The organism is Peptoniphilus grossensis (assembly GCF_001940285.1).
Taxonomy (GTDB): domain Bacteria; phylum Bacillota; class Clostridia; order Tissierellales; family Peptoniphilaceae; genus Peptoniphilus_A; species Peptoniphilus_A faecalis.
Genome location: NZ_MJIH01000001.1, coordinates 1,420,304 through 1,444,844 on the forward strand (window position 1 = coordinate 1,420,304; position 24,541 = coordinate 1,444,844).

The window sequence follows — 24,541 nt, forward strand, 5'->3', positions numbered from 1 at the left end:
GAAAGGATTAAAATGGACAGAGGATTAAATGAAGCACAACTTGAGAGGACTGCTAGGATATTTAATGTCCAAAAATACAATGTTCACGATGGACCGGGTATTAGAACAATAATATTTTTCAAAGGTTGTCCCTTGAGATGTAAATGGTGTTCTAATCCAGAAGGCTTAAAATATGAACATCAAGTTATGCTTAAAAGAAATGCTTGTATAAATTGTGGAGCATGTGTTCCTGTATGTCCTAAAAACATTCACTATATGGAAAATAGTGAACATAAAGTCCGTAGAGATATAAAATGTATAAACTGTAAAAGATGTGAAAAAGCTTGTCTTCAAAATGCAATTGAAGTAAGAGGAGAAGATAAAAAAATAACTGAACTTATAGAAATTGTAAATGAAGACAAGGACTTTTACAGAATGAGTGGTGGCGGTCTTACTGTCGGTGGAGGCGAATGTACAGCACAGGCAGAAAGTTTAATTTCACTACTTGAAAGTGCTCATATAGAAGGCATTAACACAGCGATTGAAACTTGCGGTTACACTGATATAGAAAAACTCAAAAAAATTAAAGAACATGTTGATTTATTCCTATTTGACATAAAACAAATGGATCCAATAAAACACAAAGAGTTAACGGGAGTTAACAATGAATTAATTTTAAATAATTTAAAATATTTACTTGAAAATGGTTCCCGAGTTAGAATCAGGATGCCAATCTTAAAGGGAGTTAACGATAGCTTTGAAGAAATACAAGAAGTTGTCAATTTCTTAGAGCCATACAGATTCTTTAAAAATTTTGAAGGTATTGATATACTTCCTTATCACAGATATGGAGTAGGAAAATACGATCAACTTGACATGGTTTATCCTATGGAGGGAGGGTTCTCTTTATCAGAAGAAGATTTAGACAATATTGAGAATTGGATAAGAAGTGAAAATATAGATGTAAACCTTGTTAGACATTAGGAGTGGGTATGGAAAATTTACAAAGAATTATTCAAGAAACTGTTCCCGGCAAACAAATAACATTGCTTCATTTAATATCTTCGCCTGATCCAAATGTAAATGACAGAATAGGGGTGGACGAGGGCTCTCTTGGGATTTTAACCTTAACACCGACAGAAAGTTCAATAATAGCCGCTGACATAGCTTCAAAAGCTGCAAGCGTAGATATTGCATTTGTAGATAGATTTAATGGAGCAGTATTAATTAATGGAGATGTCGAAGGAGTGCACACAGCTCTTGCAGAAGTACAAAGATATTTCAAGGAAATTTTAGGATTTAATGTTTGCGAAGTAACAAAATCATGAAAAGAAAATGGGCAATTGTTGGCAAAAACAATTCAGGTAAGACAAAATTAGCGGATTTTATAGAAAAGGATAGTAATAATAAAAAGGTTTCACTTGATTTATATTATAGGGACAAAACTATAGAGATTCCTGGTGAATATTTAGAAATGAATTATTTAAACAATGCGATTATAATGATATCTCAAAACCAAGCCTTGGGAACATTGTTTGTAGTATCGGCAGATGATGAGTTTATTTATCCGCCTAATTTTGCAAAATCTTTTACAAGAATATGTGCAACAGTAATTACAAAAATAGATTTAGTAGAAGAAATTAAATTAAAAGAAATACATGAAAAGGCATTAGAGATTGGAACAGAAAATATTTTTCTAGTTTCTAATAAGACACATGAAGGTCTAGATGAGCTAGAAGAATTTATAAAGGGATGTGAAGATTAGTGAAATTTATAACAGAGGATGATTTAAGAGATTTATATTTCAAAAATCCTTTTACATCATATGAAATAAAACAAGGCACTCGCTTGACTCCCGGGGCTAGACAATTTTTAATCGACTTTAAAATTGATTTTAATATTAACAATAAAATCAAGAAAGCTTATAAAAAAAATTGTGAGGATAATATCATAGATGAAATTAATCTAGCCATTGATATAAAAGAATTTGCTCTGAGCATAAGGAATATAGATAAAAATTTTTCAGATAAATTATGTGACTTATCATACAAGATTTATAGTAATGAAAATTTAAATTGTGGCATAAGATTTAGAGAAATTAATCTAAAAAAAGAATTTATGAACATTAATTTAGATTTAAAATTAGCAGAAAAAATAATTAAATCTATAAGATTTGAAGAATATTTATCTAGTAAATATGAAGAAGATAATAATATTAAATTACTTAAAAATCTCATAAAATTATGGGCAATAAGAGATAATGAGGACGGTGATAGAAATTAATTTCGATAAAACAAATGAATTAATAGAAAAATTCGAAAAATCAATTACAAGTCCTAAGATTGATAAAAAGAAAAAACTGTATACAGGAATTGATTTGGGAACAGCCTTTATTGTACTTGCTGTATTAGATGAAGATAAAAATCCAGTATGTGGAGCTTATGAATTTGCAAATGTAATAAAAGATGGAATGGTAGTAGATTACATTGGAGCTTGTGACATAGTTAAAAAGTTAAAAAAACAAATCGAAGATAAAATTGGTGTGGAACTTTTTGATGCAGGCGTGGCAATACCACCTAATACAGAAAGTTTAGATGGTGGAGTCGTAAAAAATGTTGCTGAATCAGCAGGGTTTAATGTAGTAGATGTATTTGATGAACCGACAGCTGCTAATAAAATACTTAATTTAAGAGACGGGGCAGTTGTAGATATTGGCGGAGGAACAACAGGAATATCAATACTAAAAGAGGGCAAGGTAACGAAAGTAGTAGATGAAGCCACAGGTGGTACGCATTTTTCTCTAGTACTTTCTGGAGCAAATAAAATTTCTTTTGAAGAAGCTGAGCTTTTAAAAAGAGATTTTAAAAAGCATAGTGAAATTTTTCCAATTGTAAAACCTGTTGTAGATAAAATTATTTCGATAATAAATAAGGCAATTGAAGGCAGTGAGGTAAATGAAATAATTTTAGTTGGTGGTTCTGCTCTTTTAAATAATATTGAAAATTATATTGAGGATAATATAAGAATAAAAACATTAAAGCCCAAAAATCCAATGTTTGTAACACCTCTTGGAATTGCAATGGGAATTGTTGAAAAGAGGTAGATATGGATATTAGACTTATAAAGGCACCTGGGGAAAATACACTTAGGATAATAAGTGAAAGAAGCAAGTACAAAATTGAAAATAAGCCTGGAGCTATAGGGCTAGTACAAGGAAAGCTAATTGAAATGATATCAGCTTCCGATATTGCAGAAAAGTCAGTAGGAGTTGAAGTTTTTGATGTAAGGGGCTCTTGTCCTCAAAATTTTGTACTATTAGCAATAGTAGGAGATATGGAAGAAGTTAAAGTTGCCTTAGAAAATATCAGAGCTGGTGGTGATTTAAGAAATGGTAATTGCTAAACTTGTCGGAAAGGTTTGGTCCACAAGAAAATATGACTCGTTAAATGGTTTAAAATTCATGTTAGTTGAATTAACAGAAGGAGTGGACAAGGGAAAGAGAATTGTAGCAGTTGATACAATAGGTGCAGGTGATGGCGAAACTGTCTTAGTAACACTGGGTTCATCAGCAAGAGTAGGGCTTAGTGAGGGAAGTTCAACTATTCCAATAGATGCTTTAATTATTGGAATAGTTGATGAAGATTGTAAGTTGTAGGAGGTATTATATGAGGCTTATTACAGCAAAAGAAATCTACCAAGCAAAGAAAGAAAACAAGCCTATCTACATTGATAAAGATACAATTGTTACACCTTTGGCAAGAGATATTGCAAAAGAAAACAATGTTTCCTTTGAAGATGGTAGTAGCTGTAAAAAAGAAAAAGTTGAAGTTGTTGAAACTAAAGAATGCGCTTTATCAGAGGATGAAATATATAACATTTTAAAATTGGGAATTGAAAACAAGTTTTTTACGGAAAAAGATTTAGAAAACTTATTAGGTAAAGAAGATGAAAAAAAAACTTCACTTAATATTATTCCTGTGGGAATTAGTGGAAGACATGTACATTTATCTAAGGAGCATTTAGAAATACTTTTTGGAAAAGATTATGAGTTAACTCCCATTAAAAATTTAACTCAGCCTGGTCAATTTGCATCTAAAGAAACAGTAACACTTGCAGGGCCTAAATCAGTTATAGAAAATGTGAGAATTATAGGGCCTGTAAGGAGTAAAACACAAGTTGAAATACTTACATCAGATGCTTTCAAATTGGGATTAAAACCTGTTGTGAGACTTAGTGGCCATTTAGAAGGCACACCTGGTATAACAATTATAGGTAAAAAGGGTACTGTGGTTTTAGATGAAGGTGTAATAGTTTCTCAAAGACATATTCACCTCAATGAAGAACAAGGTCGCGAGAGAAATTTAAAAAATGGAGATGTAGTTAAATTAAGAACAAGAGGTATCCGCTCTGCAATACTTGATAATGTAAGCGTAAGAGTTGGAGATAATGGTTACTTAGATTGTCATCTGGATCAAGAAGAGGCAAATGCTCTAGGTCTTAATTCGAAGAGTTATGTTGAAATTGTGAGGTAAGTAAATGGCAGAAGAAAAAAATAAAGATGGGCTTGGCGAAAATAAAAAAGTGGAGTCAAATCCTGCTCAAGCAATGGAAACAGAGGCAAAAGCAAAACCTCAAGAAGTAAAAGAAGAAGTAAAAAAAGTAGTTAATAAAAACACAAATAAAAAACAAGAAGAAAAAAAGGAGATAAGAAAAATGGCACAATTAGACGCATTGGGAATGATTGAAACTAAAGGATTAGTAGGAAGTATTGAAGCAGCAGATGCAATGGTAAAGGCAGCTAATGTAACATTAGTTGGCAAAGAACATGTAGGTGGTGGACTTGTTACAGTAATGGTTAGAGGAGATGTAGGAGCAGTTAAGGCAGCAACTGATGCAGGTGCAGCAGCAGCTCAAAGAGTTGGAGAACTTATCTCAGTTCACGTAATTCCAAGACCACATGTAGAAGTAGAAACAATTCTACCACAGGCAAAATAATTTTTAGAAATTTATAGCGTGGAAAGAAGGTAAATATGTCAGAATTTGATTTTGATCTTTCTTCAATTCAAGATGCTAGAGACTTAGCTAGAAAAGGTCTTGTAGCTGAAGAAAAATTAAAAAACTACACTTTTGAAGAAATAGACAAAATTATAAAAGCCATTGCAGAGGCTGGAGAAGCCCATGCAAAAGAACTTGCTGAGCTTGCAGTAGAAGAAACAGGCTTTGGGAAAGTAAAAGATAAAATTTACAAAAATCACATGGCGAGTGGGCTTTTATATGAACAAATTAAAAATGAACAAACAATAGGGATTATCGCTGCAGATGAAAAAGCTCAAACTTTAACAGTGGCTGATCCAGTTGGATTAATAATGGGAATTGTACCATCAACTAACCCAACATCAACAGTTTTATATAATGCAATGATTGCAATTAAATCTCGCAATCCAATTATATTTAGCCCGCACCCAAAGGCTGCAAAGTGTTCACTTCGTACAATTGAAATAGTAAATGATGCAGCAGTTAACGCCGGAGCACCAGAAAACATTGTTCAAGGACTTTCAAAACTATCCATGGAAGCAACAAATGAATTAATGCACTCAAAAGAAGTTAAGCTTATCATTGCAACAGGTGGTCCAGGAATGGTTAAAGCAGCATATAGTGCAGGAAAACCAGCAATAGGAGTTGGAGCAGGCAATTCACCAGCATATATTGAAAGATCTGCAGATGTTAAAAAAGCTGTTAGAAATATAATGGCTTCAAAAACTTTTGACAATGGAACAATTTGTGCATCTGAACAAAGTATAATTACTGAAACATGTAATAGAGATGAAGTTATTAGAGAACTTAAAGCTCAAGGTGCATATTTCATGAACAAAGAAGAAACTGATAAAGTTTGTAAACTTCTATTCAAAAATGGAACTTCAATGAATGCAAACTATGTTGGTAGATCAGCAAAAGTTATAGCAGATGCAGCACATATTAATGTAGGTCCATATACTAGAGTATTAGTTGGAGAACAATTTGGAGTAGGTCCAGAATTTCCGCTATCTTACGAAAAACTCACATCAGTTTTAGGGTTTTATACAGTAGAAAACTGGGAAGAAGCTTGCGATCTTTCCATTGAACTTTTACAAAATGGCATTGGACATACAATGAGCTTACACACTGAAGATAAAGAAATTGCAAGAAAGTTCTCAGTAAAACCAGCAAGTAGAATACTTATTAATACTGGTGGAACAATGGGTGGTACAGGTTTATCAACGGGACTTCCAATCGCACTAACACTTGGCTGCGGAACAATGGGTGGTTCAAGTGTATCTGAAAATGTTGGACCAAAACACTTAATCAATATTAAAAAACTTGTATATGGAATTAAAGATGCATATACTTTAGTAGAAAATGATGAATTATTTAAAAAATATCATCCAGAAGAATTTGCAAACTATAGTACAAATAATTGTGAATTAACATTTGATAATCTTGCGGGATTAAAAAATGATAAATTACCTGAATATAATAGTTCAAAAAATTATTTTGAATATAGTACAGGATGCAATGTATGTAAAGACAATAAAGAAGATAAGAGACCAAGTGTTACTGAAGAAGGTCTTGATTTAGAAGCTTTACAAAAAATGTTGGACGAGTTAGTACACGCTTTTAAAGGCGAATAATAAATATAAAATAATAAAAAAGGAGAATAACAATGAACGAAGCATTAGGAATGATTGAAACTAAAGGATTAGTAGGAAGTATTGAAGCAGCGGATGCAATGGTAAAGGCAGCTAATGTAACATTAGTTGGCAAAGAACATGTAGGTGGCGGACTTGTTACAGTAATGGTTAGAGGAGATGTAGGGGCAGTTAAGGCGGCAACTGATGCAGGTGCAGCAGCAGCTCAAAGAGTTGGAGAACTTATCTCAGTTCACGTAATTCCAAGACCACATGCAGAAGTAGAAACAATTCTACCACAGGCAAAATAATAAGTTTATGTATGATTTAGTAAACTTTTATAATAATCTTAAAGTAAAGTTTAGTAAATCAAGTGCCAATGAAATATTAACATTTATGATTTATGAGCTTAAATCTGCCATAAACTTGAAGGATACTGACGCAATAATTTTCATAGGAAATGAACTGGGAAGTTATCTTAGAGTTATGGCAGAAATTAAAAGCTCATATAAAATTTATGAAACAATTAAATATTTAACTCTTAAGAAATATGGTTGCAATTCTAAGGAATATGCAACTATACTATTAAATTTAGCTGATGTAGATATAGTAGATAAAAATTACACAAAAGCCATTGAAAGATTAAATAGATCTGAAGAGATTTTAAAAGATCTAAATGAAAAATACTTAATGGCGACTATGTATAACAATAGAAGCTCAGCATATAGAGGACTTAATAATTATAAATTGGCAAGAAGGGATATAGAAAATGCAATTAGACTTATAGACAATAGGGATAAAATTGCAATATCAAGGATTAATCTTGCAGAAGTTAAATTACTCGAAGGAAATTTTCTAGAGGCACTTAATGATATAAGAAAAGTTATAGAATATTACTCAAATGAAAACCCAAGGGACATTCATTTTGCAAATGCACTCTCAACAGCAGCAAATATATTTTATAAATTACGAGATTATGATAGGAGTATAGAGTTTTACAAATTGGCATATACTAAATTCCATGACAAATTTGGAAATTGCGAGATGACAAAACTATTACAAAGAAATATTGAAAAAGTAAAAATAGAGAGGAATAAATATTGAAGGGTATAGAATTATCTAAGAAATTTTTCAATGAGTATTGTTTAGGAGAATTAAATAATAAGGCACCGCACTTAATTGATAAAATAAATGTAGGGCTAGTTGGAGAAGGTTCTGAATGTTTCTTCCTCGATGATGAAATTTCAAGGGATCATGACTTTGACAAGGGATTTTCTATATTTATAGAAGAAAAATATTATAAAAAGTATAAAGATTTACTAGAAAATTTATATCGTGGATTTTTTGGAGATGAATTTATCCATAATCCTAGAAAGGGTGTAATATGTACAGAAAATTTTTATCAAAGATACACTAATAAAAGAAACATACCCATATCAAATGTCGATTTTTTAAACATAAGAGAGTCCTATTTATCGGTTGCAACTAATGGAGAAATTTTCTTTGGTAGAGATAATCTATTTATGGAAATGAGAAAATATTATAAAAACTTCTATCCAAGGGATGTATTATACAAAAAACTCGCAGCATATTTGTTTCAAATGGCACAATCAGGTCAATATAATTTATTTCGATCAATAAAGAGGAAAGATAAAATAGCAGTGTTTTTTGCAAAAAATGAATTTATAAGTGGAGCATTTGGTGCCCTTTATTTACTAAGTGAAAACTATATGCCTTATTACAAACTCCGCAAAAGGTATTTAGAATCGAAAAATTATTATCCGCCTGAACTTTTTACAGATTTAGAAATTATAGCAACAGAAGAGAATGAAGAAAAGCTATATTATTTAGTTGAAAAAATATCGATTTATATTCTAAATATTTTAAAACTTAGAGAGATAGTAGATACTAGAGATAATTTTTTAGTAAAGGCAGCAGAGGATGTTACGAAAAGAATAAAAGACCCAAGGATAGCAACAATTCCAATAATGAAGGGGAACTTTAATGTATAATATTTTTGACTACATAGATGAAAGAAAATTAAATAAAATAAATTGTGAATTTAATATTGAAAAAAGAGAACTAGAAATTATAAAAGATATTATAAATATAGAGTGGAATTTCTTTGATAAAGTCAAGGGAATGCATGGACGAGCAATATGCCAAGATAGTCCAGTAAACTTTATAATAAATAGAATGGCTCAGTATCTAGCATATAATGAAAAAATTTGTCTATATATTCGAAGAGATTATAAAAATTGTCTAGAAAAAGGAATTAATCCTGTATTTGGAAAGTATGCAAGGATGATGCAATTTACTGATATCAATAGGTATGAAGAAATAAAAGAAAAATTGCCTAATATTTCACCAGTAAAGCAATATGCTTTGAAGGAAATCAGCGATATATTTCACATTGGTTTGGTAAATATCGAGAAAAAACTTCCAAAAACAACTGAAAAAGCTAGACCTATTAAGTCAATTGATAATAAAATATCTTCAGTAGGATATTTTATCTCCGAAATTTCTTTTTATAATCTTGAAACAATTTGGCTTATAAAAAATCTAATTATAAAAATAAAATCAGAAAATTTTATAGAAAATATCTATAGGAATACCATGGAGTTAAAAAATATATTGTCTTAGAAAGGGAGTATATTATTATGATAGAAAAACTTTATTCAATTGGAGAAATAGCGGCAAAGACAGGGGTAACGACTAGAACATTAAGGTATTATGAGGAAATAGGATTAATAGAGCCTGATTTGATTAAAGAAAATGGATATAGGTATTATTCTGAAAGAACAGCAACTATTATACCAGTCATAAAATATCTTCAATTTATGGATTTTAATTTAAAGGGAATTAAAGATTTCATAGATAATGGAGACTACGAGAAGAAGATGATAAGTTTTAAAACTGCCATTGCAAGAACAAAAGAAGAAATAAATAAACTTAAAGCAAGAATTGCAGTAATCTCAGATTGGGATAAATTAATTAATGAAAGTGTAATTTTTCACTTAATAAACAAAGAAGTACCAATAAAAGTTAGACGTCATGAAAAAGTAGATGTAATTAAATATGATATGGACTTTGACTTTGATTATAAAAAATTGATTTTAAGTGTGGATTTTGCGAATTTTGTAAGTGAAAATAACACTACAATAACAGATTCAGTAATGGCGTACTATCCATCTTTTAAAAAGAGAATTGAAGATGAGAAAAATAAAAACACAACACCAGTAGTTTGTTTGCAAAAAACTGTTAGCAAAATTGAGAATATAGAAAACATGACAAGAATCGAAGAAGGATATTATTTATCTACATATCACCTAGGAGCATATAATAATATTATTGATTCATATATTAGAGCTGAAAATTATGCTAAAGAAAAGGGATATACTTTAAAAAATGAAGCAATAGAAAGATTTGTATTAGATTATTGGACAACAACAAATGAAGGGGAATTTGTAACAGAAATACTAATACCGATAGAAAACTATGAAAAATTTAGAGAGGAATAAGAATGACATTTTCAGTAAAAACTAAAATTTACAATACAGAAGATAGTTTAAATATATTCGAAGAACTAGATTACAAAAGAGTATTGTTTATAACAGATCCCTTTGTAGTTGAAAGTAGAATGATTGAAAAGATCACTTCAAGACTTAAAAGTGAAACTTCATATGAAATATTTAGCGATATAAAACCAGATCCTACAATTGAACTAGTAAATAGTGGAGTTAAAAAACTACTTGAAAAAGATTATGACTTAGTAGTAGCAGTAGGTGGAGGATCAGCAATAGATGCAACTAAGGCAATAATATATAAGGCTTATGAAAAAACTGGAAGCAAAAAAATCTTTGTAGCAATACCTACAACAGCAGGTACAGGATCAGAAGTAACAAATTTTTCAATAGTGACAATTGGAGAAAAGAAAGAAGTACTAATAGACGACTTGCTATTAGCAGATTATGCAGTACTTGTGCCAAGCTTTACTAAATCAGTACCAAACTTTATCACGGCAGACACAGGAATGGATGTGCTTACACATGCAATAGAAAGTTTAGTATCAAATAAAGCAGATAGATTTTCTAAAATTTTGTCAAAAGAAGCAATTAAACTTGTATTTAAAAATTTACCCATAGTATATGAAGATGGATTAAGAATGAAATCTAGAAAAAATATGCTAGAAGCATCGACAATAGCGGGGATTGCATTTACAAATGCAGGACTTGGGATAAACCATTCACTAGCACATATATTAGGGGGAGTCTTCCATATATCGCACGGAAGGCTAAATGCAATACTACTTCCATATATAATTAAATATAATATGGAAAAAAGTGAAAATGCAAGAAAAGAATTAAGAGAAATATCTAAAGAATTAGGATTAGATCATGAGTATCATTTAATAGAAAAAATCGAAGAATTAAATAGAAAATTTAACATTCCAAAAAATCTAAGAGAGCTAAATAAAATAGATGAAAAAGAATACTTTGGGAAAATAGACTATATGTCAGAAGTAGCATTTAAGGATAGATGTACAGCTACAAATCCAGCACTTGTAACAAAAATAAACTTAAAAAATATTTTTAGGGATATATACTAAGATTAAAACTCACGTCGCAGCGTGAGTTTTTAATTTATGCCATCTATTAAAAATTTACTCCAACAGATATTATAAAAGCTAAATTATTTAAGGAGAAAATGAATTTTAAAACACAAGTATTATAAGTTGATATAATAAATAAAGGTCTTATTTTACTAGGCAGATAATTCGCAAAGCCTCTTTTTAATTGCAAAAAAATGCAAAAATAAAGGGAGAAATGGTATAATAAAATTAGGAGTGATATTTTGAGATTAAAGAAAAATCACACAATAATTTTAATTTTATTAATAATTTTTTTTGGATTTATATATTTTAATCATAAGAATTTTTCAAGGGAAAGAACTATAATAAGACTTAAAGGTGTGAGTGTAAATGAACCGATAGAGGATTTTAGCATTGCATCAAAGTCCGTTTTTTTGTGGGCGGACCCAGTTTTATACATTACAGATAGAGATGGCAATATTATAAAAAAAATTCAGAGAGAAGACGAAAATATTAAGGTATTTTTTGCAAATAATTATGCTTTTTTATACGAAGAAGATCTAGGAAAGGTTCAAATGTACTCTGAAACAGGGGAACTTCTTTCTACAATTGATGTAAAGGGCGAAGTTTTTAATATTTCCTACGAAAATGCAAATATTATTTTTCACATAATTGATGAAAAAAATGAGATTTTATACTTATTGGGAAATGATTCTACACTAACGGAAATTTATAAGACGGGAAATCAAATTTTAACTCACGATGTTTTAGATCCCAAGAATCTATCTATTGCAGAGATAAAAAATGATGCTAGTGGATATAGTTCCCTTCTTTATTCTCTTCACAAGGGAAATAAAAAGAGTGTAGTGTTAAACCATGAAATAGTGTTTTTTGTAAAAAAAGACAAAAGATCTGTCCTTGCTCTTACTGACAAGTCAATTTATAGATTTATGGATGCAGGCAAAAAATATGAGGGAAAAGTCCCAAATATTTCCGATGTATTAGTGGACGGAAGAAACACTTATCTTCTTCACTCAGGAATTATCACAAAGTATGATTATGTGTTAAAGCCTGGTGACAAGAAAATAATAGCAGCGAATGTCAATAAAATGGAAAATGTTTCTGGTTCAATATATGTTTATGGACCTAGTGATGTTGGTGGAGAAATAGGAAATCGTGGAGAATTTTACACTAGGCTTGGATATTCTCTTGATAAAATAAAAATGAACGGACTTTTAATAGGTGCACTTCGAAATGGCGAGTTAAATTTATATTCAGTTGTAAATTCAAATTCAGTGAGAGACGATGAGAATAGAATAGAGACTACTTATAAAGAGGTGTAGAGTGAATTTAGATAAGAATACAGACACTGTTGCAAATGAGGCTGATGCAGCACTTCAGTCTACCTTTGCAGGACTTGGTTCGTGGCAAAGACTTGCGGTTGTCGCTGCAATAATAATTGGAATTTTTATAATTTTACAAATTATTAATAGATTTATAAATAGACAATTAAATTCAAATAAAATAAAGGGAAAGGGATCTTATAATAGAATTGTTACAGTTACAAAATTATTTGAAAGAATAATAAAAATTGTTTTAACTTTTATTGGAGTTACAATAATTATGAGTGTATTTGGCATTTCTATTGCACCTATACTTGCAACTCTAGGTGTGTTTTCCTTGGCAATTGGCGTTGGTGCACAAAACCTTGTAAAGGATGTTATCAATGGTTTTTTTATTATATTTGAAGATCAATATTCTGTCGGCGATTTAGTTGAGATAGAGGGAATTGAAGGCATTGTTGAAGATGTAGGTCTTAGAGTAACGAAGGTTCGAGACTTTGGAAAGATTCTTCACATAATCCCAAATAGCAACATCTCCATTGTGTCAAATAAGGAAAGGGCAAATGTTAGGACGAAAATTGATTTTTACGTTGATAATTCTTGCGATCCAAGTTTTGTTTCTGAAAAAATAAAAGGAACAATAGAAAGATACAAAGATGATGCTAGGATAGTGATGGGCCCAAATCTTTGGGGAGTTACTGAAAATGCTAAGGATTCATACAAGATGACTCTTGTTTATTATACAAAGCAGGGAGAGCAATATGAGCTTGAATATGCAATTAGGGCAGAAATTTTAAAAACTATGCAAAGAGAAAATATTAAAATGCCAATTGTTAGAAATAAACTGATACAAAAGGAGGATAGTGATGCTTTATTATAATTTGGGAGATATTGTAACCTTAAAAAAAGGACATCCTTGTGGTGAAAATAAATGGGAAATTGTTAGAAAGGGTGCCGATATAAAGTTAAAGTGCCTTGGCTGCGAAAGGCTCATTTGGATGAGTCGTATGGATTTTGAAAAAAGGGTTAGAAAAATTCTAGAAGATGATAAATTTGTAAGTATAGTCCATCACAAGAAAGAAGGGGAATAGTATGGATGTAAAAGAAATTTATGATGCTAAGGAAAGACTAAAGGGTCATATTAAAGAAACGCCAGTAGTTTATGCACCTAATTTAGGTGAAGATGTATATTTAAAAGTTGAAGTTCTGCAAGACACAGGTTCTTTTAAATTAAGAGGAGCTTACAACAAAATTGCGACGCTTACTGACGAAGAAGCTGAGAAGGGAGTTGTAGCTTGTTCTGCAGGCAATCACGCACAAGGTGTGGCAAAATCTGCTACTGAAAGAGGAATAAAATCAATTATTTGTATGCCTTATCATGCACCACTTTCAAAAGTTCAAGCTACAAAAAATTATGGAGCAGAAGTTGAACTTATAAAGGATTCTTTTGACGATGCAGCGGCATATGCAGCAAAACTTTCGAAGGAAGAAGGATTGACTTTTATTGCTCCTTTTGATGATGAAAAAGTTATTGCAGGTCAAGGAACTATTGGACTAGAAATATTAGAAAAGATCCCTGATGTAGACATAATAGTAGTGCCAATTGGTGGCGGTGGACTTATTTCTGGAATTGCACTTGCAGCAAAAAGTATTAATCCTAATGTAAAGGTAATTGGCGTACAAACTAAAGTATCTCCAAGTATGTATGAATCAATTAAAGAAGGTAAAATTTTAACTGTAAAGGGAGGAGCAACTATTGCAGATGGAATTGCAGTAAAAACTCCAGGAAAAATTACTTATAATATTGTTAAAGAATATGTAGATGAAATAGTTTTAGTAACTGAAGGAGAAATTTCATCAGCAATACTAACACTTCTAGAAAAAAATAAAATTATAACAGAAGGTGCAGCAGCATCAACTGTGGCAGCTCTAATGTACAAGAAGTTTAGCCACATAGGCAAAAAAGTTTGTTGTGTACTTTCTGGAGGAAATATTGATGTAACAAGAGTTTCAAAGGTTATTGAAAAGGGTCTTTACAAGACTAATAGAAGAATGGAACTTAAGATTAAATTAAAGGATCAACCTGGTGAAATGACACGTGTTACAAAGTTATTGGAAAAAGAAGGAGCAAATATAGTAAAAATTGCTCAAGACATCGATGTAGTGGGAGACACAATCGATTCTATGATAGTAAGCATAGTAGTTGACACAAAGGATAAGGATCATCAAGAACAAATAATAACAGAACTTAATCAAAACTTCTACGTATTTAAAGCAAATTACAACGATACACAATTTTAACAAAAAGAGGGTTTGCCCTCTTTTTATTAAAATTAGTATTAAGCTAAGGAGGGAAAAATGGAAAACAATAATTTAAGTTTTTTTGATAGCGATAGTGGATTAAAGAAAATAAACACCATACATATATTAAAAGATGGAAAAGAAGAAGACTTATCTATTGAAAAAATTTTTGACAAGGAAAAGTATAAACATTTTTTAGGAATAACTTATTCCATTTCCCCTAAATTTGTAAATGAATTTTTAAAGGAATTTGAAACTTCTGAAATTGTAATTGGAATTGACAATGACAGGGTAAAAAATTCAATTAATGAACTGGCAAAGCATTTAAAAGATAGAATTTTAGAGCAGATAGAAGGAGATCCAATTAAATTTTATCAAGAGCTAGACATGGAGTCTAAATTTAATTTAGATAAAGGAAATTTAAAAGTTTGGGTATCCGCAGCTTACATAATACATTCAAAATTTTATCTCATGTGGAATGATAAAGGCGAAAATCGAGTTATACTTGGATCTGCAAATTTATCAGAAAGAGCCTTTGACAAGGAAAGCTCTCAATTTGAAAATATTGTAATTTTTGATGATTCAAATTTATTTAATATATATAAAAAATATTATAAAGAAAATTTGTCTCAAGTCCTTTGTGATTATATTCCAAGTGAACTTAAAAAAATAAATTCAAAAAATTTTAAAAATATAAAGAATATTGATGAGATAAACGCCGACGAAATTTTTATAATTTCTAATGATGATTTGGGAAAGATTAAAGAAAAAGCTGCCGTAGAAATTATTGACGACCTAAGAGACAAATTGGCTTTAGGAGTATACAAAGATAAAATTATTACTGAGATTGACAACATTTCTGTCGACAGAGAATTTGTCAAGAATGAGAAAAAGAAAGAAAATATTGCAGAAGATGTTGCCTACGAAATTGTTAATGAAATTATAAATAAAAGGAAAAAGGATCCAGAAATAAAAAGCAAAAATATAATTACAAATCAGGTTAAGCAAAAAGTAGAGAAAATTATTGTAAAAAAGGTAGAAGCAAATAAAAATCTAAAAAGATATGGGCTCTACAATAGACCTGATTTGCGAAACACCAAAAATAACAAAACTGGACTTTTCGTCATATCTGATCTCGACAATAATATAAGTATTCCCTTTGGGAAAAGAGCGACTAAGGAAGAATTGGCATATGCCTTAAAAGTTTTAAATAATTATATAAAGGGATTTGAAAATTATTCTAATAGATATACAGATGATTATGGGAAAAGAGTTTTTGAAAGTTTACTATGTACTTTTACTGGTCCCTTTATTCAAGAATTAAGGTCAAAACTTGAAATTGAAGAAAATAGATTGGACATACCCCAATTTATTATAATTGGTGGAGATGCAGGAAGTGGAAAATCATCTTTACTCTCTATAATGTCAAAACTTACGGGAATAAATAAAGGCGACTATTATCAATGGGAAGCCCTACTAGGTCAATCGCAAAACAAGGCAAAGAGAGAAAGGCTAGATACTATTCAAAATTGGATTCTTGAAAATAATGTAAATCCCATACTAGTAGATGAAATCGATAGCGACTTTTTCACAAAAACAAATTATGGAAGAGATTTTATAGTAAATATTTCCAATCTTTGCGTTAGAAATGACGAACCCTATCCAATTTTTATAGGAACGACCAATACAAAATCTTATTCGCTGCCAAAAGAGGCGAGGAGAAGAAGTTATTATTTAATAATTGATAGAGAGATCTCAAAAAATTCCGAAGCTAAGGAATTTTTTAAAAATATTTATGAAAATGTGGACAATACTTTGTTTTTAGACTTTTGTTTTAGAATGGCAGAGAGATTGGAAAGCTCCTCAGATTATAAATGGGATAATTATACAGAAGAAAGCGGCTTTGACTTTTTATATAATTCCAGAGAAATTTTTAAAGAAATTTATGAAGAAGCAGAAATGCCACTGCCAAGATATTTTCCAGAGAAAAAATACAATGATGATAGTGAAACCAACAAAGAAAATTGGAGAAATCTTTACTTAGGTTCTAAAAATGATTTTGTGTACGACGACGATACGGGACATATTTATTACAATATTAAAAAATTAAATGAAAATGATAAATATTATGGAACAAGTACGGCACAAATTTATGCAGACGCATTGCCACAAGAAGTTTGCGTCAATAGCGTTCATGGTGCAGTCAATATTGGATTATATACTGATGAATTTTTTGACTGGATAGAATTAAAAAATCCCTATAAAAAGAAGTCCTTTCTTGAAAAAATCTTTGGAAAATGATTTTAACGAAGGTCAAAAAAAGTCAAAAAAAGTATTGACATTCTTTGACTTTAGGTTTATACTAAAGATAGTTAGCAGAGGAGCTAACAGGCTGCTAATAATTTAATAAAAAAGGGGAGTTTTAAATGAGTATTAGACCATATGAAAAAAATTATTTAAGAGACACAAGATTTGATGATTTTTATGACATGATTGATTCTTTCTTTAACGATGATTTTACGCCTCAAAGGGCAATGAAATCTGCAACTTTTAAAGTTGATGTGATCGATGAAGAAAATGATTATAAGGTAGAGGCTGAACTTCCTGGATTCAACAAAGATGAAATTGATGTTGACTTTGAAGAAGGTAATCTTACAATTTCAGCTGAAAAGAATGAAGAAGTTAATGAAGAAAATAAGGAAAGAAATTATATTCATAAAGAAAGAAAGTCTTCAAAAATGGTTAGAAGAATGTTCTTTAAAGATGTGGACGAAGAAAACATGTCTGCGAAACTAGAGGGAGGAATTTTAGAAATTATTATTCCTAAAAAAGCTGAAGAAAAGAAAAACAAAAAAATTGAAATTCAATAATCTTTTTAGTTAATTTTTCAAGATTAAAATTAGATAATTCATAATAATAAAAAATAAAATAATTTAGGGACTGTTGCAAAAGTCCTAAAATAAAAAGGCGAGGAATAGAAAAAACCTCGTCTTTTTTGATGCAATATAATCACTAAAAACAAAAAACGCAATGGCTAAACTTAAATAATTGATAAAAAAGATGTTGCAGAGTACAATCATCTATTCTACAACACTTTTTTATTTTAAGTTGTAGAAATTTTGCATTATTCTTATAAAATTTTTCACAGCATAACTTTCATAAACTTGTTTTTTCCTAACTGAATAAAATTTTCTATGAGAATTATTATAGTCTAAAGAAAAATAAGATACATTTTCACTATACTCTATGGGCAGCATATAAGAGCCAATAAAAGTTGCACCTATTTCATTTTTACATAAACTGTGAGCTGTTGATAATTGATCTACATACATTAATATTTCATAATTCGACTTATTCGTCTTAAGCATTTCAGTAGATCTTTCATATAAATTATTGTAAGGGTTTAATAAAATATATTTTAAATTTTCAAAATCAGACAATTTCACTCTTTTTTGGGAATAGTTTTTATCCATTATATCTTTTTTGGTAAGCCTATATTTTAACAAAGATTTATTTACATTTTTATTAGGAAGACATAATAAAACTTCGTCATCAAATACAGGGTTTAAATCATAAGTATTAAGCTCTAAATCACCGCAGTTAAAGGATAGATCTATTTTATTTTCATTTAATAATTCTAAAGATTTTGGAGAGCTATTTTCTATTAAGGACACTTTTATAAAGGGATATTTTTCCATGAAAATTTTTAATATGGGAGCTAAAACGAAGTTATTCATATAATTTGTAGCTCCTATAACTATACTTCCTACCTCTAAATTCTTTATGTCGTTAATTTTAGTTAAGGTATTTTTTTCAATTTCTAATATACTTTCTAGTCCTTTAATATATACAATTCCTACTTCTGTTGGCTCTATTGGATATTTACCTCGATTAAATATTGGAGCTCCTAAATTACTCTCAATTTTTTTTACAGCTATGCTTAGGGCAGGCTGTGTTATAAAAAGTTTTTGTGCAGCTCTTGAAAAACTTTTTTCTTCATAAATTTTTAAAATATACTTATTTTCAACTTCCATTTAAATCACCTTATAAAATTTAATTATATTATCATAAATATCATTAATTTGATTATATAACTATTGGATGCTAATATCAAATCAAGGAAAACATTATTATTAATCTTAATAGGAGGAAGATATGGTTAGAGTAATAAACACAGAGGAATTAATTCCAATAATAAGTGATTTGGTAAAGAAAGCATGTTATGAATTAAGTGAAAATGTTTTAGAAGCATATAAAGGAGCTTTTGAAAAAGAAGTATCCCCTTATAGTAAAGAAACGCTAAAACTTCTGATAGACAATGCTGAATATGCAAAGAAAGAGCAGATAGCCTGCTGCCATGACACAGGAACGGCTGTAATTTATTTAGAGATTGGTCAAGATGTTAAGTTTGAAGGTGAGTATTTAATTGATGCAGTAAATGAGGGTGTAAAAAGAGGATATGAGGAAGGATATCTTAGAAAATCAATTGTTGCAGATCCCTTAAATAGAGTAAATACAGAAACAAATACACCTGCAGTTGTGCATACAGAAATAGTTAAGGGAGATAAAGTTAAAATAACTGCAATGCCTAAGGGTGGAGGCAGTGAAAATATGGGAACTTTTACAACTTTAACACCTGGCGAAGGGATTGAAGGTGTTAAAAAATTTGTAATTGATTCAGTAAAAAGGGCTGGCGGAAAGGCTTGTCCACCTATGATTATTGGAGTTGGCGTTGGAGGAACTATGGATAAGTGTACGGAGATTGCAAAAAAATCTTTGCTTAGACCAATAGGTAGTCATAATGAGAATCCAATTTATGCAAAATTAGAAGAAGACTTATTGGAAGAAGTGAACAAACTTGGTATTGGGACACTTGGCATGGGAGGAGTTGTAACAGCTTTAGATGTTCATGTTGATTATTTTCCTTGTCATATTACAGCTTTACCAGTTGCAGTAAATTTTCAATGTCATGCAAGTAGACATGCATGTAAAACTATTTAATTTGGAGGATTTTATGAATACTTATAATATGGAATTACCTTTAACAAAAGAGGATGTAAAAAAACTTAAAATAGGAGATATTGTTTATTTAACGGGAGATGTATACACTTCTAGAGATGCTGCACACAAAAGATTTAAAGCATGTATTGAAAAAGGAGAGGAACTTCCAATTGATTTAAAAGATAAGACGATTTTTTATGCAGGGCCTTGTCCTACAAAGCCAGGTAGAACAATGGGCTCAATTGCTCCAACAACTTCGGCAAGAATGGATCAATATGTAGAGATGACATTAAAACTTGGAGTTACTGCTATGATAGGAAAGGGAGACAGAGCCGATTATGTTGCTGATTTGTGCAAAAAATATGGTGGAGTTTATCTTTTAAGCATAGGCGGTGCATCCGCTATGATTTCTAATCAAGTAAAGTCTTGTGATGTAATAGCTTATGAAGATTTGGGAACAGAGTCGATAAAAAAATTGTATGTCGAAAATTTAAGGGTAATAGTTGGAATTGATACTAATGGAGATGTATTTCAAAAAAGAGAAATAGAAAAATACAGAGAGGTGTAATATATGGGATTTATTTTTAAACCATGGAAAAATCTTAGCCTTTTTAAGAGGATAATGGTCGGATTTGTATTAGGTATTATTGCAGGTTTTATATTTGGCGAAAAAGCATCCATGTTTAATTTTTTGGGGACGATACTTACAAATTTATTAATGATGGTGGTAGCTCCCTTAGTTTTATGCCTTTTGGTGTGTGCTGCAGGAGATATGGGGGATGCAAAGAGACTTGGAAGAATTGGTATTAAGTCGGTAGCTATTTTCTTATCCTCAACGGCTCTAGCTATTGTGTTGGGACTTGTTATTTCTAATTTAATAAATATAGGATCGGGAATTTCAATAAATGTAGATATCGCAAAAGTTGAGCAAAAAGAAACTGTGTCAATGCTTGATACATTAATAAATATTATACCGAAAAATATATTTAAATCTTTAGCTGAAGGAGATTTGTTGCAAATAATATTTTTTGCTTTGATTTTTGGATTTTCCTTATCTAGGCTTGGAGATACTGGAAAAAAATTATTAGAAATTTTTGAAGCGGGACAAAAATCTATGGAAAAACTAACTGATATAGTGTTGCAATTTACTCCTTATGGAGTTTTTGGATTAATGGCCAATGTTATTGGAACAAATGGGGCGGATATATTAATACCATATTTAAAATCAATAGCAGCTTTATATTTATCATCACTTATCTATCTTATTTTTGTTCAAGGAATTTTAATGGTTGGGATAATTGGGAAAGTTAATCCAATTAAATTTTTTAAAACTATGAAGGAACCAATGGCCTTTGTTTTTGCAACTTGTTCTAGTGTTGCTACAATACCTCTAAATCTAGAAAGTGTTAAAAAGCTTGGAGTAGATGATGAGACTGCAAATTTTGTTATTCCCTTTGGTGCTGTAGTTAACATGAATGGTACAGCAATATATCAAGCGGTGGCAGTTGTTTTTACAGCTCAAGTGTTTGGAATAGATTTAAGTTTTACGGAGCAAGCTATGGTAATGTTAACGGCAACATTAGCATCAATAGGGACAGCTGGAATTCCTGGTTCAGGATTAGTTATGTTAACCATAGTTTTGTCTTCAGTAAATCTTCCCATGGAAGCCATAGGACTTTTAGCTGGGATTGATAGGATATTAAATATGGGTAGAGTAGTTCCCAATATTGTAGGAGATGCAGCTACATCAATAATAGTAGCTAGGACAGAAAAAACTTTAAATAATTAGTAATTGTGTAAAAGAAAACCTACTTTTTAGAGGCATCCTTTTAGAGATTAAAGGATGTCTTTTTTTTATATATTTTGTTTACTATTTATAATTTAGATTATCTTTATTTGTTTTAACAAAATTATTTTTTAGATGATAAAACTAAAAGGCCCTTGATGTTTCACTTTTATCTTTTGGCATATATAACAAGGAGCATAAAAATAAGCATTGCATCTTAAACATAAGTCTACTCATTCTGCACCTATTCTGATAATTTATATCCTCAAAATAATAATGAGAGTTTATGAAAATAATAGGTAGATGAAAAATTTTTTATTTATTATAATGATGGCGGAGGGATTATGTTAAACTCAAATATTATTGCAAGACTCTCAACTTATGCGTTAATCTACGAAGTATCACTTAGTCCAAAGCCGGGTCTTGTAACTTTGTTAGATTCCGGTGCACATAAAGATATGGATTATATAGATTTTTTAAATTCAGCTTTGGTACTACATGATTATTTTAAAATTGCCTACGAACTTGGCGAAAATTCATCTGGCGAAGATTATGATGAGCTTAGGAAATATGGAATTGTTTACGAAAAAAAGATGAAAGATGCAACTCATGGAGCAAACACTCACAAAGGGATTATTTTTTCCTTGGGACTTATGGTATATGCAACTGCAATTGAAATAAAAAGAAAAGATTTTTCCTTTGAAAAAATCATTTCAAGAGTTTCCTATTTGAATCGTGGAATTACTAGAGAACTAAATAAAAAGATTGCTACAAGTCATGGTGAAGAAAACTATAAAAAATACGGAGTAAAGGGAATAAGAGCAGAGGCAGAGAAAGGATTTTCAAAGGCTCTACTAGGTCTAAAATTTTTAAAAGAAGCTGAAAAAAACATAAACTTTGACTATGCTCTTACGGGAACTCTTTATTATTATATGTCTTTTATTGAAGATTCAAATATTATAAAAAGAGGAGGACTTGAAGGATTTAAATTTTTAAAGGAAAGTGCAAACTATGTTTTAACAAATAAACTTTACGAGACAAGTTGTGGCATGGTGGAGATTGAAAAAATAAATAAGGAGTTTAAAAGGAGAAATTTAAGTCCTGGAGGTTGTGCTGATTTTTTAATTTTAACTCTTTATTTATATCTATTGGAGGATTACATTGATTGAATATAAAGAAGTAATGAATTTCGAGAAAGGGAAAGTTGAAAAATTTTTAAAAAGATTTGATATAGATTACGAGAGGGACATTGAGTACACAATTATAGCGGTGGATGGTGATAAAATTGTGGGGACGGGCTCATCGTCTGGACGAGTTTTAAAATGTTTTGCCATTGAAGAAAGTTATCAGGGCATGGGCATTACTAATGCTATAATCACAAGACTTTTGAATCACCAATATGAAGTGGGAAACAAGCATCTCTTCATTTTTACAAAGCCAAAGAATGTAAAAATATTTTCTGATTTTGGATTTTCTATAGTCGAAGAGACAGAAGATGTGGCACTACTTGATAATAAAATAGAGCAACTCCATTGTATTCTAAAAAACATTAGCGATCATAGAGAATCTGGTGCCATTGTAATAAATGCAAACCCAATGACTAAGGGACATCTATATTTAATTGAGACTGCGAGAAAGTTTACGGATCTTCTTCACATCTTTATGGTGGAAGAGGAGGGTTCGACATTCCCCTATAAGTTTAGGTATCAAATAGTGAAAGAAGAAGTGGAAAAATTTGACGATGTAATTTTGCACCCAGGTAATGACTACATTATTTCAAAAAATACTTTTCCAACATATTTTTATAAGGACGAAAAAACAATTTTGAAAGCATATTCAGAACTTGACACGAAAATTTTTGGAAGATACTTCGCAAAGGCGTTAAATATCAAAAAAAGGTTTGTGGGAACAGAAGACATAGACATTGTAACTAAAAATTATAACGAGACTATGAAAAAAATTTTGCCAAATTATGGAGTTGAGTTAGTGGAAATCGAGAGGTTAAAAAGTGATGAAGAAGTAATCTCTGCATCAAAGGTGAGGAAACTTCTAAAGGAAAAAAAATTTCAAGAAGCCTATAAGTATTTGCCAGCTGCTACAATAAAGGCATTGAAATCAGATGAAGGGCAGAAAATAATAAATGAAAGACTCTAAAATAGTTCGCATGCAAAAAATGCTTGATGCAAAGGAAAAAAGATATTATAAAATAAAGGCTCTGACGGAAAAATTTAACTCCCCAGTGCTTTCCTTTATGCTAAATATTCCCGGCGAAGAAAAAAACTTTAAGGAAGCAGTAAAATTTCATAGAGATTATATAGAAAAAATAAAAAAAATTTTGCAAGAAAATAGCATCAGCATTCTTGAAGAAGAATACAATAATCTAAGGACGGGAATGGAGTATATTGCTGCCATCGATTGTAATGGAAAATTTGTAAAGAAAAGGATGATAGATCTTGAAGAAAAAAATCTTGGAGGAAGACTTCTTGATATAGATATTTATGACAAAGATTTTACACAAATTTCAAGATCAAGCTTAGGACTTTCCGAGAGAAGGTGCATAATTTGCGGGGATGTGGCAAGGACTTGTATAAAAGAAGAAAGGCATAGTATAGAAGAACTTGAAGAGAAAGTGCTAGAAATTTTAAAACTTTAATTTAAAGAGTTACACTTAAAGATAATACGACCTTGGAAAAATTTAATAAAATGTTATTGTAAAGGATTTGTTTTAATGCAGATGGCAAATAAGCTTTTGCAAGAAATATTTTGATTAATATATGCTTTGTTATAATCAATTTTATGAAAAAAAGTTTTTTGTAGTATTTAATAAATCAAAAACTTTTTAAATACTATAAGAGAATCATCCTACATCTTTTAA

29 protein-coding genes are annotated in these 24,541 nt (G+C 30.4%); 28 read left to right on the top strand and 1 reads right to left on the bottom strand.

The genetic code is table 11. The annotated features are described in order from the left end of the window. The first annotated feature begins 12 nt into the window (after positions 1-12). The 22 genes from cutD (at position 13) to BIV18_RS06975 (ending at position 17,749) form a co-directional block, all read left to right on the top strand. On the top strand, positions 13-963 hold the full coding sequence (gene cutD, locus BIV18_RS06870) for a choline TMA-lyase-activating enzyme (RefSeq protein ID WP_075659897.1): 951 nt from the start codon (positions 13-15) through the stop codon (positions 961-963). Between the two features lie 8 nt (positions 964-971). After that, positions 972-1,307 (top strand): BMC domain-containing protein, encoded by a 336-nt coding sequence (locus tag BIV18_RS06875; protein ID WP_075659898.1) that lies wholly within the window; start codon positions 972-974, stop codon positions 1,305-1,307. Further along, positions 1,304-1,744: a EutP/PduV family microcompartment system protein gene (locus BIV18_RS06880; RefSeq protein ID WP_075659899.1), complete on the top strand. Its 441-nt coding sequence runs from the start codon at positions 1,304-1,306 to the stop codon at positions 1,742-1,744. Before BIV18_RS06875 ends, BIV18_RS06880 begins: the two co-directional genes overlap by 4 nt. Next, complete coding sequence (locus tag BIV18_RS10795; RefSeq protein WP_075659900.1) at positions 1,744-2,262, top strand: hypothetical protein; 519 nt, start codon at positions 1,744-1,746, stop codon at positions 2,260-2,262. The genes BIV18_RS06880 and BIV18_RS10795 overlap by 1 nt, the downstream gene beginning before the upstream one ends. After that, positions 2,249-3,082, top strand: coding sequence for an ethanolamine utilization protein EutJ (eutJ, locus tag BIV18_RS06890; protein WP_235860812.1), 834 nt, complete (start codon positions 2,249-2,251; stop codon positions 3,080-3,082). The genes BIV18_RS10795 and eutJ overlap by 14 nt, the downstream gene beginning before the upstream one ends. Positions 3,083-3,084: 2 nt before the next feature. Then, positions 3,085-3,381 carry a BMC domain-containing protein gene (locus BIV18_RS06895; RefSeq protein WP_075659902.1) on the top strand — a complete coding sequence of 99 codons (297 nt, stop codon included), beginning with the start codon at positions 3,085-3,087 and terminating at the stop codon, positions 3,379-3,381. Further along, positions 3,368-3,634 carry a EutN/CcmL family microcompartment protein gene (locus BIV18_RS06900; RefSeq protein WP_075659903.1) on the top strand — a complete coding sequence of 89 codons (267 nt, stop codon included), beginning with the start codon at positions 3,368-3,370 and terminating at the stop codon, positions 3,632-3,634. Before BIV18_RS06895 ends, BIV18_RS06900 begins: the two co-directional genes overlap by 14 nt. Positions 3,635-3,644: 10 nt before the next feature. Next, positions 3,645-4,511 carry a phosphate propanoyltransferase gene (pduL, locus tag BIV18_RS06905; protein WP_083635551.1) on the top strand — a complete coding sequence of 289 codons (867 nt, stop codon included), beginning with the start codon at positions 3,645-3,647 and terminating at the stop codon, positions 4,509-4,511. A 181-nt stretch (positions 4,512-4,692) separates the two neighbouring features. Further along, positions 4,693-4,974, top strand: coding sequence for an ethanolamine utilization microcompartment protein EutM (gene eutM, locus BIV18_RS06910; protein WP_075660393.1), 282 nt, complete (start codon positions 4,693-4,695; stop codon positions 4,972-4,974). Between the two features lie 35 nt (positions 4,975-5,009). Further along, positions 5,010-6,647 carry an acetaldehyde dehydrogenase (acetylating) gene (locus BIV18_RS06915; protein ID WP_075659904.1) on the top strand — a complete coding sequence of 546 codons (1,638 nt, stop codon included), beginning with the start codon at positions 5,010-5,012 and terminating at the stop codon, positions 6,645-6,647. A 32-nt stretch (positions 6,648-6,679) separates the two neighbouring features. Beyond that, positions 6,680-6,955, top strand: a complete 276-nt coding sequence (gene eutM / locus BIV18_RS06920) for an ethanolamine utilization microcompartment protein EutM (RefSeq protein WP_075659905.1) — start codon at positions 6,680-6,682, stop codon at positions 6,953-6,955. Positions 6,956-6,962: 7 nt separating this feature from the next. Then, entirely contained in the window at positions 6,963-7,748 is a 786-nt protein-coding gene (locus BIV18_RS06925; protein WP_075659906.1) for a tetratricopeptide repeat protein, read from the top strand. Then, positions 7,745-8,656, top strand: coding sequence for a DUF4037 domain-containing protein (locus BIV18_RS06930; protein ID WP_075659907.1), 912 nt, complete (start codon positions 7,745-7,747; stop codon positions 8,654-8,656). Before BIV18_RS06925 ends, BIV18_RS06930 begins: the two co-directional genes overlap by 4 nt. Next, complete coding sequence (locus tag BIV18_RS06935) at positions 8,649-9,287, top strand: DUF4125 family protein (RefSeq protein WP_075659908.1); 639 nt, start codon at positions 8,649-8,651, stop codon at positions 9,285-9,287. The genes BIV18_RS06930 and BIV18_RS06935 overlap by 8 nt, the downstream gene beginning before the upstream one ends. Positions 9,288-9,304: 17 nt before the next feature. Continuing rightward, complete coding sequence (locus tag BIV18_RS06940; RefSeq protein WP_083635552.1) at positions 9,305-10,165, top strand: MerR family transcriptional regulator; 861 nt, start codon at positions 9,305-9,307, stop codon at positions 10,163-10,165. A gap of 2 nt (positions 10,166-10,167) precedes the next feature. Next, entirely contained in the window at positions 10,168-11,253 is a 1,086-nt protein-coding gene (locus BIV18_RS06945; RefSeq protein ID WP_075659910.1) for a 1-propanol dehydrogenase PduQ, read from the top strand. A 245-nt stretch (positions 11,254-11,498) separates the two neighbouring features. Further along, positions 11,499-12,578 carry a hypothetical protein gene (locus tag BIV18_RS06950; RefSeq protein ID WP_075659911.1) on the top strand — a complete coding sequence of 360 codons (1,080 nt, stop codon included), beginning with the start codon at positions 11,499-11,501 and terminating at the stop codon, positions 12,576-12,578. Between the two features lies 1 nt (position 12,579). Beyond that, positions 12,580-13,458 (top strand): mechanosensitive ion channel family protein, encoded by an 879-nt coding sequence (locus tag BIV18_RS06955; RefSeq protein ID WP_075659912.1) that lies wholly within the window; start codon positions 12,580-12,582, stop codon positions 13,456-13,458. Next, positions 13,445-13,669 carry a DUF951 domain-containing protein gene (locus BIV18_RS06960; protein WP_075659913.1) on the top strand — a complete coding sequence of 75 codons (225 nt, stop codon included), beginning with the start codon at positions 13,445-13,447 and terminating at the stop codon, positions 13,667-13,669. Before BIV18_RS06955 ends, BIV18_RS06960 begins: the two co-directional genes overlap by 14 nt. Position 13,670: 1 nt before the next feature. After that, positions 13,671-14,879 (top strand): threonine ammonia-lyase, encoded by a 1,209-nt coding sequence (gene ilvA / locus BIV18_RS06965; protein ID WP_075659914.1) that lies wholly within the window; start codon positions 13,671-13,673, stop codon positions 14,877-14,879. Between the two features lie 57 nt (positions 14,880-14,936). After that, complete coding sequence (locus BIV18_RS06970; protein ID WP_075659915.1) at positions 14,937-17,180, top strand: Aq_aa27 family P-loop NTPase; 2,244 nt, start codon at positions 14,937-14,939, stop codon at positions 17,178-17,180. Between the two features lie 125 nt (positions 17,181-17,305). Next, entirely contained in the window at positions 17,306-17,749 is a 444-nt protein-coding gene (locus BIV18_RS06975) for an Hsp20 family protein (protein WP_075659916.1), read from the top strand. Between the two features lie 228 nt (positions 17,750-17,977). On the opposite strand, the gene BIV18_RS06980 is transcribed toward BIV18_RS06975, so the two are convergent. Then, positions 17,978-18,913 carry a LysR family transcriptional regulator gene (locus BIV18_RS06980; protein ID WP_075659917.1) on the bottom strand — a complete coding sequence of 312 codons (936 nt, stop codon included), beginning with the start codon at positions 18,911-18,913 and terminating at the stop codon, positions 17,978-17,980. A gap of 121 nt (positions 18,914-19,034) precedes the next feature. Between BIV18_RS06980 and BIV18_RS06985 the strand changes: the two genes are divergently transcribed. The 6 genes from BIV18_RS06985 to citX all read left to right on the top strand — a co-directional run bounded on the left by BIV18_RS06985 (position 19,035) and on the right by citX (position 24,319). Beyond that, positions 19,035-19,880, top strand: a complete 846-nt coding sequence (locus BIV18_RS06985) for a fumarate hydratase (RefSeq protein WP_075659918.1) — start codon at positions 19,035-19,037, stop codon at positions 19,878-19,880. 13 nt (positions 19,881-19,893) lie between these two features. Continuing rightward, positions 19,894-20,448, top strand: coding sequence for a FumA C-terminus/TtdB family hydratase beta subunit (locus tag BIV18_RS06990; protein ID WP_075659919.1), 555 nt, complete (start codon positions 19,894-19,896; stop codon positions 20,446-20,448). Between the two features lie 3 nt (positions 20,449-20,451). Beyond that, complete coding sequence (locus tag BIV18_RS06995; protein ID WP_075659920.1) at positions 20,452-21,669, top strand: dicarboxylate/amino acid:cation symporter; 1,218 nt, start codon at positions 20,452-20,454, stop codon at positions 21,667-21,669. Between the two features lie 341 nt (positions 21,670-22,010). Next, positions 22,011-22,835: a triphosphoribosyl-dephospho-CoA synthase gene (locus BIV18_RS07000; RefSeq protein ID WP_075659921.1), complete on the top strand. Its 825-nt coding sequence runs from the start codon at positions 22,011-22,013 to the stop codon at positions 22,833-22,835. Beyond that, a complete protein-coding gene (citC, locus tag BIV18_RS07005; protein ID WP_083635553.1) occupies positions 22,828-23,820 on the top strand; it encodes a [citrate (pro-3S)-lyase] ligase in 993 nt (330 codons plus the stop codon). Before BIV18_RS07000 ends, citC begins: the two co-directional genes overlap by 8 nt. After that, positions 23,807-24,319, top strand: a complete 513-nt coding sequence (citX, locus tag BIV18_RS07010) for a citrate lyase holo-[acyl-carrier protein] synthase (RefSeq protein WP_075659922.1) — start codon at positions 23,807-23,809, stop codon at positions 24,317-24,319. The genes citC and citX overlap by 14 nt, the downstream gene beginning before the upstream one ends. Positions 24,320-24,541: the final 222 nt, after the last annotated feature.